At 61.6% G+C, this 17,514-nt stretch carries 15 protein-coding genes; 13 read left to right on the forward strand and 2 right to left on the reverse strand.

The window, feature by feature from the left end:
• Positions 1-62: 62 nt before the first annotated feature.
• A complete protein-coding gene (locus PMI03_RS02020) occupies positions 63-1,613 on the reverse strand; it encodes an FGGY-family carbohydrate kinase (RefSeq protein ID WP_007689327.1) in 1,551 nt (516 codons plus the stop codon).
• A gap of 938 nt (positions 1,614-2,551) precedes the next feature.
• On the opposite strand from PMI03_RS02020, the gene PMI03_RS02025 reads away from it, so the two are divergent.
• The 7 genes from PMI03_RS02025 (at position 2,552) to PMI03_RS02055 (ending at position 11,211) form a co-directional block, all read left to right on the forward strand.
• Positions 2,552-3,208, forward strand: coding sequence for a DUF2291 domain-containing protein (locus PMI03_RS02025; protein WP_007689328.1), 657 nt, complete (start codon positions 2,552-2,554; stop codon positions 3,206-3,208).
• On the forward strand, positions 3,205-4,749 hold the full coding sequence (locus PMI03_RS02030; protein ID WP_007689330.1) for a sugar ABC transporter ATP-binding protein: 1,545 nt from the start codon (positions 3,205-3,207) through the stop codon (positions 4,747-4,749). Before PMI03_RS02025 ends, PMI03_RS02030 begins: the two co-directional genes overlap by 4 nt.
• Before the next feature lie 22 nt (positions 4,750-4,771).
• The gene (locus PMI03_RS02035) at positions 4,772-5,824 is read left to right on the forward strand and encodes an ABC transporter permease (protein WP_007689332.1); all 1,053 of its coding nucleotides are present in this window, start codon (positions 4,772-4,774) and stop codon (positions 5,822-5,824) included.
• Between the two features lie 114 nt (positions 5,825-5,938).
• Positions 5,939-6,886, forward strand: coding sequence for a D-ribose ABC transporter substrate-binding protein (locus tag PMI03_RS02040; RefSeq protein WP_007689334.1), 948 nt, complete (start codon positions 5,939-5,941; stop codon positions 6,884-6,886).
• Between the two features lie 146 nt (positions 6,887-7,032).
• Positions 7,033-7,875, forward strand: coding sequence for a DeoR/GlpR family DNA-binding transcription regulator (locus tag PMI03_RS02045; protein ID WP_007689336.1), 843 nt, complete (start codon positions 7,033-7,035; stop codon positions 7,873-7,875).
• Between the two features lie 43 nt (positions 7,876-7,918).
• Positions 7,919-9,448, forward strand: a complete 1,530-nt coding sequence (locus tag PMI03_RS02050) for an FGGY-family carbohydrate kinase (RefSeq protein ID WP_007689341.1) — start codon at positions 7,919-7,921, stop codon at positions 9,446-9,448.
• A gap of 23 nt (positions 9,449-9,471) precedes the next feature.
• Positions 9,472-11,211, forward strand: coding sequence for a glycerol-3-phosphate dehydrogenase/oxidase (locus tag PMI03_RS02055; protein WP_007689344.1), 1,740 nt, complete (start codon positions 9,472-9,474; stop codon positions 11,209-11,211).
• 30 nt (positions 11,212-11,241) lie between these two features.
• On the opposite strand, the gene fba is transcribed toward PMI03_RS02055, so the two are convergent.
• A complete protein-coding gene (fba, locus tag PMI03_RS02060; protein ID WP_007689346.1) occupies positions 11,242-12,306 on the reverse strand; it encodes a class II fructose-bisphosphate aldolase in 1,065 nt (354 codons plus the stop codon).
• 394 nt (positions 12,307-12,700) lie between these two features.
• Here fba and PMI03_RS02065 point away from each other — a divergent pair, with 394 nt between their 5' ends.
• From PMI03_RS02065 to PMI03_RS02090, 6 genes are read left to right on the forward strand one after another with little or no spacing between them, the layout of a single operon-like run.
• Positions 12,701-13,144, forward strand: coding sequence for a biotin/lipoyl-containing protein (locus tag PMI03_RS02065; protein WP_007689348.1), 444 nt, complete (start codon positions 12,701-12,703; stop codon positions 13,142-13,144).
• Positions 13,144-14,517: an acetyl-CoA carboxylase biotin carboxylase subunit gene (gene accC / locus PMI03_RS02070; protein WP_007689349.1), complete on the forward strand. Its 1,374-nt coding sequence runs from the start codon at positions 13,144-13,146 to the stop codon at positions 14,515-14,517. The genes PMI03_RS02065 and accC overlap by 1 nt, the downstream gene beginning before the upstream one ends.
• The gene (locus PMI03_RS02075) at positions 14,517-14,975 is read left to right on the forward strand and encodes a hypothetical protein (protein ID WP_309574299.1); all 459 of its coding nucleotides are present in this window, start codon (positions 14,517-14,519) and stop codon (positions 14,973-14,975) included. Before accC ends, PMI03_RS02075 begins: the two co-directional genes overlap by 1 nt.
• Entirely contained in the window at positions 14,972-15,682 is a 711-nt protein-coding gene (gene pxpB / locus PMI03_RS02080) for a 5-oxoprolinase subunit PxpB (RefSeq protein ID WP_007689353.1), read from the forward strand. Before PMI03_RS02075 ends, pxpB begins: the two co-directional genes overlap by 4 nt.
• Positions 15,679-16,677 (forward strand): biotin-dependent carboxyltransferase family protein, encoded by a 999-nt coding sequence (locus PMI03_RS02085; protein WP_007689354.1) that lies wholly within the window; start codon positions 15,679-15,681, stop codon positions 16,675-16,677. The genes pxpB and PMI03_RS02085 overlap by 4 nt, the downstream gene beginning before the upstream one ends.
• Before the next feature lie 37 nt (positions 16,678-16,714).
• A complete protein-coding gene (locus tag PMI03_RS02090) occupies positions 16,715-17,482 on the forward strand; it encodes a 5-oxoprolinase subunit PxpA (protein ID WP_007689359.1) in 768 nt (255 codons plus the stop codon).
• The last annotated feature ends 32 nt before the right edge of the window (positions 17,483-17,514 follow it).

Genomic DNA, 17,514 nt, shown 5'->3' on the forward strand with positions numbered 1-17,514 from the left:
TGCTCCTTGGGATGCTTCCTGCATCGTCACGTCATTTGCTTTAACGGGCGCACGCTCGCCGCTCAGGGCGCGACGAGCGTGTCCCAGGCAGGCGCGATCGCCTGCCGAACCTGTACGTAGGCTGAGAACAATCGGTCATAGCGGCGAGCCTGGTCGGCATCCGGCGCCTCGGCGTCGCCGAGCAGCGGCGTCACCCATTCGGCGATGCAGTCGTCCATGTTCGAATAGGCGCCGATGGCGACCGCCGCCATCATGGCGACGCCGGCAGCACCCGCTTCCTCGCGGCGCGAGACACGGACGGGGGCGTTGACGGCGGCCGACAGGGAGCCGCGCAGCGCACGTGAGCGTGCTGCACCTCCGGTGATCCGCAATTCGGCGGGCATGCTGCCCATGGCGGCGTAACAGTCACGGGTCGCCATGCCGAGCCCCTCGACGACGGCCCGCAGCATGTCCGCAAAGCCGTGCCGCGTTGAAAGGCCGGTAAAGCCGGCGCGTGCATGGGCATTGACGAAGGGGCCGCGCTCTCCCGCCTCGGAAATATAGGGGTGATAGAGCAGCGCCCCCGGCTTGCTCTCGCCAAACCAGGCGTCGATCCGCGAGATGAGATCCGAAGGCGCGACTGGCTTACCCGCCTCCGACATCAGTTCGGCGGCGACCTGCAGGATCCAGTCGATATTGATCGTCGCGCCCATGTTCGTTTGGACCTGCGTGACGATGCCGGGGATGGGCAGGGCGATCACATAGCCCGTTCCCTCGGCATTGAGCTGGACATCGGATACCGGTTTTGCGCGCATGTGCACGCCCGTCGATCCGATGGTCGAGCAAGCCGCGTTTTCGCCACCGCTGCGAACGCCGGCGCCGAGCGCGGTCATCACCATATCGACATAGCCGAGGCAGACAGGCGTGCCGGCCAGTAGTCCCGTTGCCATCGCCGCGTTGGGCGATAGCGGGTGGGTGATCTCCGTTCCCTCAATGATCTCGGGCAAAAGGGATCGCCGATGGTTGAGCCCGAGCGTGTCGATGACGACGGGATCATACTGGCGGGTGCGAAAATTGCCGAAGGTGAAGCTTGCTTCCGACGGATCGGTCGCCCGAACGCCGGTGAGGTTGAGATAGAGCCAGTCCTTGCAATGCAGCGCCGTCTCGGCCCGGTCGAGGGCCTCCGGCGTGAAGCGATCCATATGGGCAAGCTGCGCGCCTTGCTGGCAGGTGTTGAGGCCAGTGCCCGTTGCCTCGAAGCGTGCACGGCTCTCGGGGTGGCCGCCGAGACGAGTCACGGTCGCAGCGGCGCGGGCGTCGAGCCAAAGCCAGGCGTCGCCGACCGGTGCATTGCCGGAGCCGACGAGCCAGGTCCCATCCCCTTGACCCGTCACGGCGATAGCGGCGGTGCGGCCGGCAAGATTTGGCACCTTGTCGCTCAAGCCCCGCAAGGCACTGACGCAATCGGCCCAGGTGCGGCTGAGAGATTGCGTGGCGGAGCCGTCTTCGCCCATCGCATAGTGATTGCGCGCCGATGCCGACGCGATCTGGCGGCCGGGCAGCTCGAAAGCCACGGCTTTCAGGACCGAGGTTCCCGCGTCGATGCCGATGATGATCTTGTCGCTCTTAGACATCGTGGATCAGTCCTGCCGCGATGGGGCAAGCCCTCGCGTGCGATGCATCCGTCAAAAACATTCTCCTCCTCCCTCCCAGATCGACATCGGACAGACATCCGGTCGAGATCGAGCGGACATTCACCATGGTGCGATTGTCAGACCCCATGCGTCGGGCTCCCGTCATCCACGCCATTCTACCCCCCACCGCTCACTCTCTCAGAGCACTCTTCATTCCGGGCAGGCGAGCCGTCCCGATTCACGCGCTCAGATCATCTTTAAATTATAACATAGAGATATCATAGATGTGTAATATTTTTCTAGCAATGTAATTTTTTTCATATAAAATAAGCGGTGTCAACCTCGGGGAGGCAGGTAGATCATTGCCGGTGCATGGCGTGCGGCAACGATCGCAAGAATATCGCGATCAAGATGTAGCTGAGTGCTCGGTCCGCAACCGATTTTTTTAAATCATGAACATTCAATGGCTTAATAGCGATTGATTTCACGCGATTTTCGATCCGCAAGACCGCTCTTCCCGAGGTTGGCGCCTTCGGTGGTTGCCAGCTGGGGTTTTGTGAAGTGCTCTCCTGCTGAGCCGGCAGCCGCAAAATGAAATTCCGGAGCGATAGAGGCCTGTTGACAGGGCTGTTAAATTATAACATATATTTCGAAGTTAATAACGCGCTTATATCATTATCCGTGTGGATCGGGTGGTAAACGGCGACGGCGGGTGGCGGAGGAAACGAGCGCCCGCACTGAGGAGGCTCCTATGAACACTCTCTTCCCAGACCATGGTTTGGTCTTGCGCCGGCAGCGCTTCGGGCAGCCCTTATGCGTTTCCATGCGCGGTGCTCGGCCGGGTCGCCGATAGATTTTCATCGAGATCGCACCCGCGCGTCCTCCTTTCTTTCCAGCAAACGGGCAATCCGGCCAAAAGCGCCGAAGGTCTTTCGAATATGAATACACAGACGGAATACGCAGCTTTCAAATCCGGCGGCACAAGGCTCACGATACTGGCGAGCGTTGCGGCGGCCGTGATCGTCATCGGCGCGATTGCCGCCGATACAAAGGTGGTGAAGATCGGTTCCGCGCATGACGTGCGCGAGCAGTCCTTCTCGCCCGAAACCTTTGGTGCCCAGGAATTCCCGAAGATCCAGGCGGATGTCGAGAAGCGCGCGGTCGATGCCGCGACGCTGTCGGGCGCCATCATTGCCGATAAAAAGGCGGCGGGTGAGAAATACGGCGTGGCGACGAGCACCGGCGCGGTCATGCCTGTCTCCCTCTCCGGCACTTTCGGCGCCCGCAAGGCCAACTATAACGAGATCAAGGTCGATGGACTGCCGGCCGACGTCACCGTCCGCGTCCAGACCGGTCCGGCGATCAACGGCACCGACCTGCGCGACGCCACCGGCGCTATCCAGTTCGGCCAGTTCACCAATCAGATCGAGTATCAGGATGCCGGTTCGGCGATCAACAACGAGATGAAGAAGGCTGTCCTCTCGGGCTTCGATGCCGAGACGCTGACGGGCAAGACCGCGACCGTCGTCGGTGTCTTCAAGCTCATCAACCCGAAGAACTGGCTCGTCACTCCCGTCAAGGTCGATGTCAAATGATTGAGGCGGCGCAGAATCAGGGCGCAAACGGCGAGGTTGTTCTTGCCGCCCGCAACATCAGCAAATCCTACGGCAATGTTCATGCCCTGAAGGGCGTGAATTTCGACATCCATCGCGGCCAGGTCACCACGCTGTTCGGCGAGAATGGGGCGGGCAAGTCGACGCTGATGAAAATTCTATCCGGCGTCGTCCAGCCGACCGGTGGCGAGATTGTCCTCGATGGCAGCCCGATTGCGTTTTATTCGTCCACGCATGCGCGGGCTTGCGGGATTTCCATCATCCATCAGGAATTGAGCCTCGCGCCCAATCTCAGCGTCCGCGACAACATCTTCATGGGTCGCGAGATCATCAAGGGCGGCGTCGTCGATTTCGCCGAGGAGGAGCGCCAGACGCGCGCCCTCATGGAGGAGCTGGAAGAGCACATTGACCCGCTGACCCTGGTGGAGGATCTGCGCCTCGGCCAGCAGCAGATCGTCGAGATCGCCCGTGCGCTTTCGGTCAATTCGCGCATCCTCATCATGGACGAGCCGACCTCGGCGCTGAGCGCCACCGAAGTGGAGGTTCTCTTCAAGGTCATCCGCGACCTGACGGGCCGCGGCGTGTCGATCGTCTATATTTCCCATCATCTCGAAGAAGCGTTGCAGATCACCAATCACGCCGTGGTGCTGCGCGACGGCGCCATGACCGCCTATGCCGAGCGCAAGGACATCGATCTCGAATGGATCGTGCGCAACATGGTCGGCGATAATTTCGATCTCGGAAGCCCACCCACCGGTCACATCATCGGCGATGTCGCGCTGACCATCGACAATCTGACTGTCCCCGGCCCCTCGGGCGCTGCCTATAACGCGGTCGACCATATGTCGCTGCAGGTCCGTGAGGGCGAAATCGTCTGCATCTATGGCCTGATGGGTGCCGGCCGCACCGAACTGCTCGAATGTGTCGCCGGACGCCTGCGATCGAGCGGCGGCCGGGTTCTGCTCGGCGGCCGCGACGTTGCGCGTCTCAGCATCGCCGGCCGTATCGCCAATGGTCTCGTCCTGGTGCCCGAGGATCGTCAGCGCGACGGTCTCGTCCAGACCATGACCGTCGGCTCCAACCTGTCGCTCGCCAGCATCGGTGCCTTCACCAAGGGGCTCTTCACCTCCGGTGGTCGTGAACGGGAACTGGTGGGTGAATCGATCCGCAAGGTCCACATCAAGACCGATGGCGGCGAGGCGGTGATCGGTTCGCTTTCCGGCGGCAACCAGCAAAAGGTGGTCATCGGCAAGATGCTTGCCACCAACCCTCAGGTCATCCTGCTCGACGAACCGAGCCGCGGCATCGATATCGGCGCCAAGGCGGAAGTGTTCAAGCTGCTCGCCGAACGCGCCAAGCAGGGCCTGGCGGTGATCTATTCGACATCGGAAGTCGCCGAATGCCTCAGTATTGCCCATCGCATCATCGTCATGCACCGCGGCAAGATATCCGCCGAATTCGGTCCCGACGTCACCAAAGAGAAGATCATGGCCGCCTCTGGCGAAGCAGTGGTCGCGCACTAGCCGCATTCATGGAGCGCTGATTATGTCAGTCACGAATATCACTGAGAAGAAATCAATTTCGAACGGCCAGCGGCGGAACTTCAGTCTCGTGCGGTTGATCCTGGAAGGTCGCGCCTTCTTCGCGCTGATCGTCATCATCGCGGTCTTCTCCTTCCTGTCGCCCTATTATTTCTCGCTCAGCAACTTCCTGACCATGGCCTCGCATGTCGCGATTTTCGGCATCCTGGCAATCGGCATGCTGCTGGTGATCCTGAATGGCGGCATCGATCTCTCGGTCGGCTCGACACTCGGCCTTGCCGGCTGCATCGCCGGCTTCCTGATGCAGGGCGTCACGCTCTCGAGCTTCGGCGTCATCCTCTATCCGCCGGTCTGGGCTGTTGTCGTCATCACCTGCGCCGTCGGCGCCATCGTCGGCGCGGTGAACGGCGTGCTCATCGCCTACCTGAAGGTTCCGGCCTTCGTTGCCTCACTCGGCGTGCTCTATGTTGCGCGCGGCATCGCGCTGTTGATGACCAACGGCCTCACCTACAACAATCTCGGTGGCCGTCCAGAGCTTGGCAATACCGGTTTTGACTGGCTGGGCTTCAACCGCCTGGCCGGCATCCCGATCGGCGTCATCGTGCTTGCGGCCCTGGCGATCATCTGTGGCCTGGTGTTGAGCAAGACCGCTTTCGGCCGCTGGCTCTATGCTTCCGGCGGCAACGAGCGCGCGGCGGATCTTTCGGGCGTACCGGTCAAGCGCGTCAAGATCCTCGTCTACGTGTTTTCCGGCGTCTGCGCCGCAATCGCCGGTCTGGTCCTGTCCTCGCAGCTTACCTCGGCTGGCCCGACCGCCGGCACCACCTATGAATTGACGGCGATCGCAGCCGTCGTCATCGGTGGGGCGGCGCTCACCGGCGGACGCGGCACAGTGCGCGGCACCATGCTCGGCGCCTTCGTCATCGGCTTCCTTTCGGACGGTCTCGTAATCATCGGTGTGTCCGCCTATTGGCAGACCGTCTTCACCGGCGCCGTGATCGTTCTGGCGGTCCTTATGAACAGCATTCAATACGGACGTCGGGTCAAAGCGAGCTGACAGTCGAACTAAACTTGTCCACGACGGCGGATCTGGTTCGAACAGCCAGCCGATTGCGGAAAGCACGACCGGTTCGCCGGTAACATCAGAGCTCATCAAAAAGGGAGAGAGACTATGTTTAAGAAAGGCATGCGCTTAATTCTGGCGGCTGTTGCCGTTGCCCCGATCTTCGCAAGCTCCGCCTGGGCGGCCGGCCAGATGACGATCATCGTCAACGATCCGTCCAACCCCTATTGGCTGACGGAAGGCAATGTCGCCAAGGCAACAGCCGAAAAGCTCGGCTATACCGCCTCGGTCAGCGCCCATAAGGGCGACACCAACACCGAGAGCAACCTGATCGACACCGCGATCACCAACAAGTCGGTTGCCATCATCCTCGATCCGGCAAATGCCGATGGTTCGGTCGGTGCGGTGAAAAAGGCCGTGGCTGCCGGTATCCCGGTCTTCCTGGTCAATGCCGAGATCAACCAGGAAGGTCTCGCCAAGGCGCAGCTCGTCTCCAACAACGCCCAGGGTGCAGCAATCGGTGCGCAGCAATGGGTGGAAGCCGTTGGCGACAAGGGCAAGTATGCCGAACTGTTCGGCGCTCCCTCTGACAACAATGCTGCAACCCGTTCCAACGGTTATGAAACGGTGCTGACGCAGTATCCGGATCTGCAGAAGGTCGCAAAGGAAGTTGCCAACTGGGACCGTACCCAGGGCCACAACAAGATGCAGTCCATGCTGCAGGCCCATCCGGATATCATCGGCGTGATCTCCGGCAATGACGAAATGGCACTCGGTGCGATCGCAGCACTGAAGGAAGCCGGCAAGCTTGCCAACATCAAGGTCGGCGGCTTCGATGGTTCTCCGGATGCCGTTGCTGCCATCAAGGCTGGTGAACTTCAGTACACGGTTCTTCAGCCGGTTGCCGTCTTCTCGGAAGAGGCGGTCAAGCAGGCCGATAGCTTCATCAAGACCGGCAAGACCGGTGCCTCGAGTGAAAAGCAGCTCTTCGATTGCCTGCTGATCACGAAGGACAATGTCGACAAGTACACAGGCCCGTTCGTTCTGTCCCAATAACAAGGCGGGGGGACGCCGAAAGCGGCGTCCCCCATCACTTGCCGTTTCGCAGATGTAGCAAAGGATTGTTCCATCTCCACTTTTTGCCTTCGCTCGGCATTCGCAGTACGAAGCTGATACCCCCAGAGTCAGCATCAGAGGCCACAGTGACACAGAAGACGAATATCGGAGCATTCCTGTCCGACGAACTGCCAAGCGACAGCCGGCATAGCCGCCAGCTCGCCCGCCGGCAGATGATCGCCGAAGCCGTCATGGCGGAGGGCTCCATGCGCATCGAGGATCTCACGGATCGCTTCGGCATCAGCCTGATGACGGCGCACCGCGACGTTGATGAGCTGGTAAGCCGGGGCCTGTTCCGAAAGACGCGCGGCATCGTCACGGCGGCTGCCACTAGCCTGATCGAATCGAGCGACGTCTATCGTGCGAACCGCCAGTCGGCGGAAAAGAAGATGATTGCCACAGCGGCGATGCAGTTCGTCGAGCCGGGGCAGGCGATCTTCCTCGACGATTCCACCACCGTGCTGCAAATGGCGGCGCATCTGCCGGCCAAGGTTCCGCTGACCGCGATCACCAATTCGCTGACGCTGATGAACGCGCTGAAGGACATGCATGACGTCACGCTTCTGGCTCTCGGCGGCCAGTACTACAATTGGTGCAATGCCTTCATGGGGCGCATGACAATCAATGAGATCAACAGGCTCAGGGCGGATGTCGCCTTCATCTCCATGTCCGCCATCACCGATGATATCGTCTTTCATCAGTCCCCGGAAATCGTCGATATCAAGCGGGCGATGTTCGATAGCGCCGCCAAACGTATTCTTCTCACCGATCACACGAAATTCGAGCGGCGCGCTTTGCACAGCTTTGCGGCCTTGAGCGAGTTCGATGTGGTCATCGTCGATGAGAAGACGCCGGCCGATCATCTCGATCGGATGCGAAACAAGAATATCAATGTGGTCGTCGCCAGGAGCGACGGAGATCGGTCATGAGGGCAAAGCCTGAGCGGCCCTTCTATCAGTCGGAGTAATCAGAATGCCGAGTCTGCTCGGAATCGATAGCGGTCTCACCGTCACCAAGGCCGTCATTTTCGATGTCGACGGCACGCAGCTTGCCGTGGCGCGGCGGCGGGTGACGCAATTCATGCCCAAGGCCCGCCACATCGAGCGGGACATGGACGAACTCTGGACCGCAACCGCCGACGCGATTGCGGAGGCGATCAGCCTCAGCGGGCGTCCGGCGAGCGACATCCAGGCGATCGCGGCAACGGCCCATGGTGACGGCATCTATCTGCTCGACCGGTCGAGCAAGCCGCTCGGCCGCGCCATCCTGTCGCTGGACAGCCGGGCAGGAGCTATTGTCGATCGCTGGCTGGAAAGCCCGGCCGCCGATGAGGCCCTTCGCCTCACCGGCCAGCTTCCGCATGTCTCTGCACCTTCCGCGCTTCTCGCCTGGATCAAGGAGAAGGAGCCCGCCCGTTTCGCGGATATAGGCCATATTCTGAGCTGCAAGGATTGGCTGCGCTTCTGCCTGACCGGCGTGATCGGCACCGACCGGACGGAGGCGAGCACGTCCTTCACCAACGTCAAGGACCAGGGTTATTCTGAGGATGCACTGAAGCTCTTCGGGCTCGATAAACTCAAGGATGCCCTTCCGCTTGCATCGCGTTCCGACGAAGTCATCGGCCGTGTCACCGGCGCTGTCGCAATCCGCACCGGCCTTGCCGAGGGAACGCCGGTGGTTGCCGGGCTCCACGATGTCACGGCATCGGCTCTGGGTGCCGGGGGCTATGCGTCCGGCGTGGTCGCGGTGATTGCCGGGACCTATTCGATCAACGAGACGCTGTCTTCAGAGCCGCGCGTCGACAAGCGGTGGTTCTGCCGCAATGCGATCGTGCCCGGCCAGTGGAACAATATGTCGATCTCGCCGGCGTCGACGGCGAATTATGACTGGTTTCTCGACACGCTCTGCGCCGGCGAGCGCGCGGTTACAGAGGCAGCAGGACAGTCCATTCATGCGCTGCTCGCACCCGAGATCGAGGCGGCCTTCAACCGGCCCTCGACGGCGCTCTTCCACCCCTATCTCTTTGGCTCTCCCTATGGCGCCTCGGCGAGCGCTGGCTTCTTCGGCCTCGGCGGCTGGCATGATCGCGGCGATATGCTGCGCGCCGTGCTGGAGGGCATTGCCTTCAATCACAAGATCCATGTCGACGCGTTGAGCGACGGCTTTTCCTTCAGCGAGGCGAGGCTTGCCGGCGGGATTTCTCGCAACCCGGTTGTTGTCCAGATGTTTGCCGACGTGCTCGGGATGCCGGTGACGGTGACCGAAACGGACGAGGCGGCGGCCTGGGGTGCGGCGCTGTGTGCCGGCGCCGGCATCGGTCTCTATGCCGATCCGCAGAGCGATCCCCGTGATGTCGGCGCGATTGCGAAGACCTGCCATCCCGATGCGAGTCGCAGTGCCGATTATCGGCGCCGATATGACGTCTTCCGGGAAATTGCCGATGCGATGACGCCGCTTTGGCCCAGGATCGGTAGCCTCGTGCCGGCGGAAGCCCAAGACTAGACATGCAGCAGGACAATCATGCCATGACCGATACCGCCGCCGACCTGGAACAGCGCCTTTCGACACTGAAGGACGGGGACATCGATGTCGTTATCCTCGGTGCGGGCATCAATGGCGCCGGACTGTTTCGCGATCTCTCCGTCCAGGGCGTCAATTGTCTCATCGTCGACAAGTCCGATTTCGGCTCGGGCACCAGCGCCGCGCCGTCGCGGCTCATTCACGGCGGCCTGAAATATCTGGAGACGGGCGAGTTCGGGCTGGTGGCCCAATCGACGCTGGAGCGCAATCTGCTTCTCAAGAACGCGCCGCATTGCGTCGAGGCGCTGCCGACATTCGTGCCCATTTTTTCCTGGACGCGCGGCATCTGGGCGGCGCTCCGGACGCTCACGGGTTCGACCACTGCGCCGAGAAGCCGTGGCGCCGTCCTCATCAAGATCGGGCTCGCGCTTTACGACTTCTTCGGCTCGCGCAGCCGCGTCATGCCGCGCCACAGGTTCATCTTCAAGAAACGGGCATTGAAGGAAATGCCGCATGTCACGCCGAAAATCGTCGCCGGCGGCATCTATTATGACGCCAAGATCAGCCGTCCCGAGCGGCTCGTCTACGAGCTGATCAAGGATGGGCTGGAGGCCAACGGCAATGCGCTTGCAGCGAACTCCACGACGCTGATCTCGTCATCGGACGGAACGCTGACCTTCCGGCGCTCCGATGACAGCACTTTTTCCGTGACGCCGAAGCTCGTTGTCAATGCCGGCGGCCCGTGGATCGACCATATCAACGAAGCGCTCGGGGCGCCGTCGCACCTGATCGGCGGCACGAAGGGGTCGCATATTCTGCTTGATCATCCCGAGCTCGTGCGCAGCCTGAACGGCCATATGATCTATTTCGAAGCGGATGACGGGCGCATTTGCCTGGTCTACGGCTATCTCGGCCTGGCGCTGGTCGGCTCGACGGACATTCCGAGCGCCGACCCCGACAATGTTCGCTGTGAAGAGCCGGAACTTGAATATTTCCTGGAAAGCCTGAGATCGCTTCTGCCGGGGCTTCGCTTCGGGCCGGAGCAGGTGGTCTATACCTACAGCGGCATCCGCCCGCTGCCGGCCTCCGACGCCTCTTCGCCGGGGCTGATCAGCCGTGATCATTCCGCGCCGGTGATGGAGCCGCAGCCAGGCCGTCCGTTTGCGATCATCTCGCAGGTCGGCGGCAAGTGGACCACCTTTCGAGGCTTCGCCGAGGAGGTCGCTGACACCGTTCTGGCGCGCTTCAAGCGCGTCAGGAGCCAGTCGACGCAGCAATTGGCGATCGGCGGCGGACGCAATTTCCCTACTGATCCCGCTGCAAGAGCGGAGTGGGTGCGCGCGGTCGCCGGAAAGACCGGCGTGGACCCGAAAAGGGTCGACGAGCTTCTGGCGCGCTACGGCACCACTGCTTCGGCGATCCTGGGCTGTGTATCAACCTATAGCGACACGGAACGCCTGTCTGGCGCGTCCCACTATAGCCATCTGGAAATCGACTGGATCACGCGGCAGGAAATGGTCGTGCATCTCTCGGACATCGTCTTCCGCCGCACGACGCTTGCGATCGAAGGGGCGTTGACGATGGAAGGCCTGCGCCAGATCGCCATGATCGCCGGTGCGGCCCTCGGATGGAACGGGCAAAAGCTGCGGACGGAGATCGACGATGTGGTTACATCGCTGGCGAAGTTCCACGGCCTGCGCTTGTCCGACACGAGCGGGCGCCAGCCAGCGGAAGCGCGGATCTGAGCGGATCCGGCTTCCTACCGAGACTATTCCTTATGAGAAAATCGGGTCCAGCGAGCCGGCCTTGTAGCGCTTCGCCATGTCCGAGACCGGGAGCGGCTTGATCCGGGTCGCGTGACCGGCCGTTCCGAACTGCTCGAACCGCTCCTTGCAGAGCTTCGTCAAGGCGGCCATGGCCGGCTTCATATATTTGCGCGGATCGAATTCGCTCGGGTCTTCCTGCAGCACACGGCGAATCTGGCCGGTCATCGCCATGCGGCCATCCGTGTCGATGTTGATCTTGCGCACGCCGTTCTTGATGCCGCGCTGGATTTCCTCGACCGGGACGCCCCAGGTCGGCTTCATCTGGCCGCCATACTTGTTGATGATCTCCTGGAGATCCTCAGGGACTGACGAGGAGCCGTGCATCACCAGATGAGTGTTCGGAAGCTTGCGGTGGATCGCCTCGATGACCTCCATCGCCAGCACCGATCCATCCGGCCTGCGGGTAAACTTGTAGGCGCCGTGCGAGGTGCCCATGGCGATCGCTAGCGCATCGACCTTGGTCTCGCGCACGAATTTGACCGCTTCGTCGGGGTTGGTCAGGAGCTGATCGTGCGAAAGCTTGCCCTCGGCGCCGTGGCCGTCCTCGGCTTCGCCCATGCCTGTCTCCAGCGAGCCCAGCACGCCGAGTTCGCCTTCGACGGAAATGCCGCCGAGATGCGCCATCTCGGTGACCGTCTTGGTGACACCGACATTGTAGTCCCAGTCGGCCGGCGTCTTCGCATCCGCCTTGAGCGAGCCATCCATCATCACCGACGTGAAGCCGGCCTGAATGGCCGTCATACAGCTCGAAGCGTCGTTGCCATGGTCGAGATGCACGCAGACCGGAATGTGGGGATAGATCTCGACGACCGCATCCATCATATGCTTCAGCATGATGTCGTTGGCATAGGCTCTGGCGCCGCGCGACGCCTGAATGATGACAGGCGCATCGGCGGCATCGGCCGCTTCCATGATCGCCAGCGCCTGTTCCATGTTGTTGATGTTGAAAGCGGGCACGCCATAGCCATTTTCCGCAGCGTGATCGAGCAACTGTCTCAGCGTAATGCGTGCCATTCAACTCCCCTTTGGTCACAGTAAGTAGCGATGTTCATTCCAAATATCGCCTGAAATATCGGCGTTTTCGACGGCATGAGAACGGTGATTTCGCAAACTGACGACACCCTATAGGCGCTTGCTTAGAGGTCTTCAGACAATTCCCCACATACGAAATCCCACTCAGGCGCACATCAACATATCCAGATAGATAACAATGTAAAATGACAAAATCACATTATTTGTGACATTTTGTTTCGATGCGCCAGCTGGTGCTCCATTGAAACTTTGTTTGCCCCCATCAGACGAGGCGTTGTGTAACTATCCTGATGCTTCGACTGGCCGGCCACGCCTTGCACTTACCTCCAGTCTGACGCGGAGAGGCAAGTCGAACGTCGTGGATGGTGGAGAGAGCATGGATCTGCAAAAGATCAAAACGCTGATCGAATTTGTCGGTCGATCGCACATTTCCGAACTGGTGGTAAGCCAGGACGGCACGACCGTGCGGATCTCGAACGGCATTTCCAGGCAGGCGACTGCGACGGAAGATTTGACCGTTGCGCGGCAGCAACCCGCGCGCTCACCCGTCGTCAAGGATGCCGTAGCGGGTGAAGGCGATAAAGGTGGCCTGATGGTGGTTGCGCCTGTGTTCGGGCTGCTGCATCGCTCGCCAAGTCCCGGTGCGCCGCCCTTCGTCAAGGTGGGCAATGTCGTCGAAGCGGGCCAGAGCCTCTGCATCATCGAGGCGATGAAAGTCTTCAATACGGTGTCGGCGCACAAAACGGGGCCGATTCTGCGTATCCTGGCCGATGACGGTCAGGAAGTGGACGCCGGGCAGCCGCTGATGGAGATCGGCTGATGTCGTCGGGCGAAAGTAAACGTCGGTTCGACACGGTGCTGATCGCCAATCGCGGCGAGATCGCGCTGCGCATTCAGCGGGCATGCCGTGAGCTGGGCCTCCGTTCGGTGATGATCTGCTCCGAAGCGGATCGGGATGCGCCTTATGGGGCGACGGCCGATGAATTCGTCTGCATCGGGCCTTCGGCGCCGGGTCAAACCTATCTCAATCAGACAGCCATCCTGCTTGCCGCGCGAACCACGGGTGCAGAGGCCATCCATCCGGGATACGGGTTCCTGTCGGAGAATGCGGGCTTTGCCCAAGCCGTGGAGAATGCCGGCCTGGTGTTCATCGGGCCGCCCGCTTCGGCGATCCGCATGATGGGCGACAAGATCGCCGCCAAGCGGGCGATGATCGAGGCCGGCGTGCCCTGCGTGCCTGGTCCGGATACGGCGCTCCCGGAAAACATCGCCGCGATCAGGGAGATCGCCCGCGACATCGGTTATCCGGTGATCGTGAAGGCGGCGGGCGGCGGTGGGGGACGCGGCATGCGCGTCGTCCATGACGCTTCGGCGCTGGAAGACGCCGTATCGGTGACGCGGGAAGAAGCCAGAAGAGCCTTCGGTACGCCGGAGCTCTATCTCGAGAAATTCCTCGAACATCCCAGGCATGTCGAGATCCAGGTTCTTTGCGACAACCACGGCAATGCCGTGTGGCTCGGTCACCGCGATTGCTCGACGCAGCGACGCCATCAAAAGGTGGTGGAGGAAGCACCAGCGCCCGGCATGCCGGTGGAGATCGCGGCGGCTGTCGGCGAGCGTTGCGTCGAGGCTTGCCGCCGGATCGGCTACCGGGGCGTCGGAACATTCGAGTTTCTCTATGAGAACGGCGCATTCTATTTCATCGAAATGAATACGCGTCTTCAGGTCGAACATCCGGTGACGGAAATGACCTCAGGCATTGATATCGTCTGCGAGCAGCTTCGCGTCGCTCAAGGGCTGCCGCTTAAGATTTCCCAGGCGGACGTTCAGACATCGGGTCATTCTTTCGAATGCCGCATCAATGCGGAAGACCCATTCACCTTCGCCGCGTCTCCGGGCAGGATCGCCAATGCACTGTTTCCGGCAGGTCCCGGTGTCCGCGTCGATAGCCATGTCGCGACCGGCTACAAGGTGTCGCCCCATTACGACTCCCTGATTGCCAAGCTGATCGTGCATGCGCCGACGCGCGACCAGGCGATCCGCCGCATGCAGATCGCACTGGCGGATACGAGGATCGAGGGGATCGCCACCAATCTTCCCCTCCATCGCGAGATCTTCGAGGACCCGGCCTTCTGTGCCGGCGGAACCGACATTCATCATCTTGAGCACTGGTTGAGCGAGCGGAAGCCATGATGAAACGAGCAAAGCGACAGGCCAAGGCGATGACCGAAGACTTCACCGATCCAGCCGTCATGCAGGAAATCGCCGCCTGGCTGGAAAGCGCCGGCGCAAGTGCGATCGAGATCGAGACGGGGGACGGTCGTCACGTTCGGATCGTTATGGACCAAGCGGCCTCTTTGCGCGCCGACGACGGCCCGCGCGACACGGTTGCGACGTCGCCGGCGAGTGTCAAGGCCGCCAAAGCGCCGTTCGCTGGACATTTTCTCGACGCTCACCCGGCTCGTGGCACGCCTGCAGCGGCGCAAGATACCGCTGTTGCCGTCGGGGATATCGTCTGCTTCGTAAAGGTGGGGCCGCTCCTGCTGCCGGTTCGCACGCCCGGGGCCGGCACATTGAACGAATGCCCGATCAAGGCCGGCGATCTTGTCGGCTATGGCGACACCATTTTTTCGATCGAGCCAGCACAATGACCGACATGCAAGCAACAGCTCTCTCAACACCGGGGCTCATCTCTCCTGCCCTTGCCGCTGCTCCGAAAATCTCCGTCATCGGCACCAGCGCCTATCTGGTGGAAGCACCGGGGGATTTCGATCTTCCGACGCAGCGGCGGATCTGGGCTTTAGCAAAGGCGGTGGAGACATGGTCCGAGGTTCGTGAAATCGTCCCAGGAGTTACCAACCTTCTGGTGATCCTCAGGCGGACGCCGGAGGAGCCGGACCAAGTGGAGGCCCGACTGAGGCAGGAATGGGATCGTGTCCGCGGTATCGATCTTGCCGGCAAGACGATTGATATCCCGGTCACATATGGCGGTGAGCATGCGACGGATCTCGCGGCCGTTTGTGATTTCTCCGGCCTCAGCGACCGTGAGGTCGTCCGGCTGCATTCGGAAGGCAGCTACACCGTTTTCGCACTCGGAAGCGCTCCGGGCTTTGGCTATCTGCACGGCCTTGATCCGCGCATCTACATGCCGCGCAAGACGGTCCCGTCGTTGAGAATGCTCAAGGGCACGGTAACGATCGGCGGCATGCAGACAGGTGTTTCGGTGCTGACGGGGCCGAACGGTTGGAATTCCATCGGTTTCGCGGAGCTTTCGGTATTCGATCCCGCGAGGACGCCGCCGGCGCTGCTGGCCCCCGGCGACAGGGTTCGCTTCCTGCCCGAAAGGATCGAGCTGTGATCGAAATTCTTCAGACCGGACCCTTGAACACCGTGCAGGACCTCGGCCGCTTCGGTTATCGGAACATCGGCGTCACGTCGAGCGGTGCGATGGACAGGCTGGCACTCACCGTCGGCAATCTGCTGCTTGGCAATGAGGAAGGGGCGGCGGCCCTTGAGATCCAGACCTTCCCATTTTGTCTTCGGTTCGAGAAAGACACGGTCGTTGCCGTCACCGGCGCGGATTGCGACGCGCGTCTCGATGGGCGCCCGCTGCCGCCCTGGTGGGCCATGCCGGTATCGGCGGGACAGGTGCTGGAGCTCGGTACGCCCCTCCAGTCTGCTCGCGCCTACCTTTGCCTTGCTGGCGGACTGGACGTCGAGCCGGTGATGGGCTCGCGCAGCACCTCGTTGCGCGGCGGATTTGGTGGGTTGGAGGGCCGCTTTCTGGCGGCGAATGATCGCTTGGGTATCGCCGATGCGCAGATCAGCGCAGTGCCGGATGGCGGCTTCGGTGCCATGCCGCCGGAAGCGGCACTTGCCGCGCATTTCCCGGCTCCGGAAGACGGCGTGCTTCCCGTCCGGGCCATTCCGGCCGGAGAATATGCGCTTTTCGGCGACGAGGCGGAACGCTTCTGGACGCAGATATGGAAGATTTCGTCCCAGAGCGACCGCACCGGCTACCGGCTTTCGGGCGACCCGATCATGCTTGCTTCGCCCGTGGAGATGCGCTCGCACGGCGTTGTTCCGGGCGTCGTGCAGATGCCGCCGGCGGGAGAGCCGATCATCCAGATGAGCGACGCCAATACGGCCGGTGGCTATCCCAAGATTGCCGGCGTGGCGGAGGTCGATCTCTGGCGGCTGGGTCAGGCGCGCATTGGCAGCCGCATCCGGTTCATTCGCTCCGATGTCGCCGAGGCGCGCGCTGCCGAACAGGCGGTAAAATCCTATCTCGACGACATCAGACGTACGGTACCGATGCTCTCCCAGGCGCTTGCGGTGATGTCGCGCCGATAGCGTTCAAATGGAGCAAGGCAAGACAGGAGAGGAAACGATGAAGATCGATCTCAACTCGGACATGGGCGAGGGTTTCGGACCCTACCGGCTCTGTGACGACGAGGCGCTGATGGACGTGGTCTCGTCGGCGAATATTGCATGCGGTTTCCACGCCGGCGACCCGGAGACCATGGCCCGCATGGTGCGGCTGGCGAAGGCTCGCGGCGTCGGTGTCGGCGCGCATCCGGGCTTTCCCGACCGCCTCGGTTTCGGGCGTAGGGAAATGCCGGTCGAAGCGGACGAGATGCGCCAGCAGGTCCTCTACCAACTGGGTGCGCTGACGGCGATCGCCAGGGGTGAGGGGGTTCCGGTTGCCCATATCGGCTTCCACGCCGCCATGGGCAATATGATCAACCGCGATGCAGCACTTGCCGACCTGATCATGCAAGCGATCAGCTCTGTCGATCCCGATCTCATCGTCTTCTCCATGCCCGACACGGAGATAGAGCGGGCGGCGAAACGCGCGGGATTGAGGACGCTGACGCTCTTCCTCGCGGATCGGGCCTATGACGCCGCCGGCCAGCTCGTATCGCGCAAGCTGCCGAATTCCGTCATCAAGGAAGAAGCCAAGGTCCGCGCCCGTGTGCGGCAATTCCTGGAGAGCGGAACGGTCACGACCATCGACAACCGGACGATCGAGGTGCGGGCGCGCTCGATCCTGGTCCATAGCGACACGCCGGGCTCGCTCGAACTGGCAAGGATCGTCCGCAGCGAGATCGAGGCGACGGGAGCGACGATCGCGCCTGCCCGCGACGTTCTTGCCTGAACAGCCCGGCCGCAACCCAACATTTCAACGAT

It is taken from the genome of Rhizobium sp. AP16 (genome assembly GCF_000281735.1).
GTDB lineage: Bacteria > Pseudomonadota > Alphaproteobacteria > Rhizobiales > Rhizobiaceae > Rhizobium > Rhizobium rhizogenes.

What these genes read in the sequence shown, in the direction of transcription:
- PMI03_RS02020 (WP_007689327.1), bottom strand. Translation starts at nt 1,613, where the DNA reads ATGTCTAAGAGCGACAAGATCATCATCGGCATCGACGCGGGAACCTCG.
- PMI03_RS02025 (WP_007689328.1), top strand. Translation starts at nt 2,552, where the DNA reads ATGAATACACAGACGGAATACGCAGCTTTCAAATCCGGCGGCACAAGG.
- PMI03_RS02030 (WP_007689330.1), top strand. Translation starts at nt 3,205, where the DNA reads ATGATTGAGGCGGCGCAGAATCAGGGCGCAAACGGCGAGGTTGTTCTT.
- PMI03_RS02035 (WP_007689332.1), top strand. Translation starts at nt 4,772, where the DNA reads ATGTCAGTCACGAATATCACTGAGAAGAAATCAATTTCGAACGGCCAG.
- PMI03_RS02040 (WP_007689334.1), top strand. Translation starts at nt 5,939, where the DNA reads ATGTTTAAGAAAGGCATGCGCTTAATTCTGGCGGCTGTTGCCGTTGCC.
- PMI03_RS02050 (WP_007689341.1), top strand. Translation starts at nt 7,919, where the DNA reads ATGCCGAGTCTGCTCGGAATCGATAGCGGTCTCACCGTCACCAAGGCC.
- PMI03_RS02055 (WP_007689344.1), top strand. Translation starts at nt 9,472, where the DNA reads ATGACCGATACCGCCGCCGACCTGGAACAGCGCCTTTCGACACTGAAG.
- fba (WP_007689346.1), bottom strand. Translation starts at nt 12,306, where the DNA reads ATGGCACGCATTACGCTGAGACAGTTGCTCGATCACGCTGCGGAAAAT.
- PMI03_RS02065 (WP_007689348.1), top strand. Translation starts at nt 12,701, where the DNA reads ATGGATCTGCAAAAGATCAAAACGCTGATCGAATTTGTCGGTCGATCG.
- accC (WP_007689349.1), top strand. Translation starts at nt 13,144, where the DNA reads ATGTCGTCGGGCGAAAGTAAACGTCGGTTCGACACGGTGCTGATCGCC.
- PMI03_RS02075 (WP_309574299.1), top strand. Translation starts at nt 14,517, where the DNA reads ATGAAACGAGCAAAGCGACAGGCCAAGGCGATGACCGAAGACTTCACC.
- pxpB (WP_007689353.1), top strand. Translation starts at nt 14,972, where the DNA reads ATGACCGACATGCAAGCAACAGCTCTCTCAACACCGGGGCTCATCTCT.
- PMI03_RS02090 (WP_007689359.1), top strand. Translation starts at nt 16,715, where the DNA reads ATGAAGATCGATCTCAACTCGGACATGGGCGAGGGTTTCGGACCCTAC.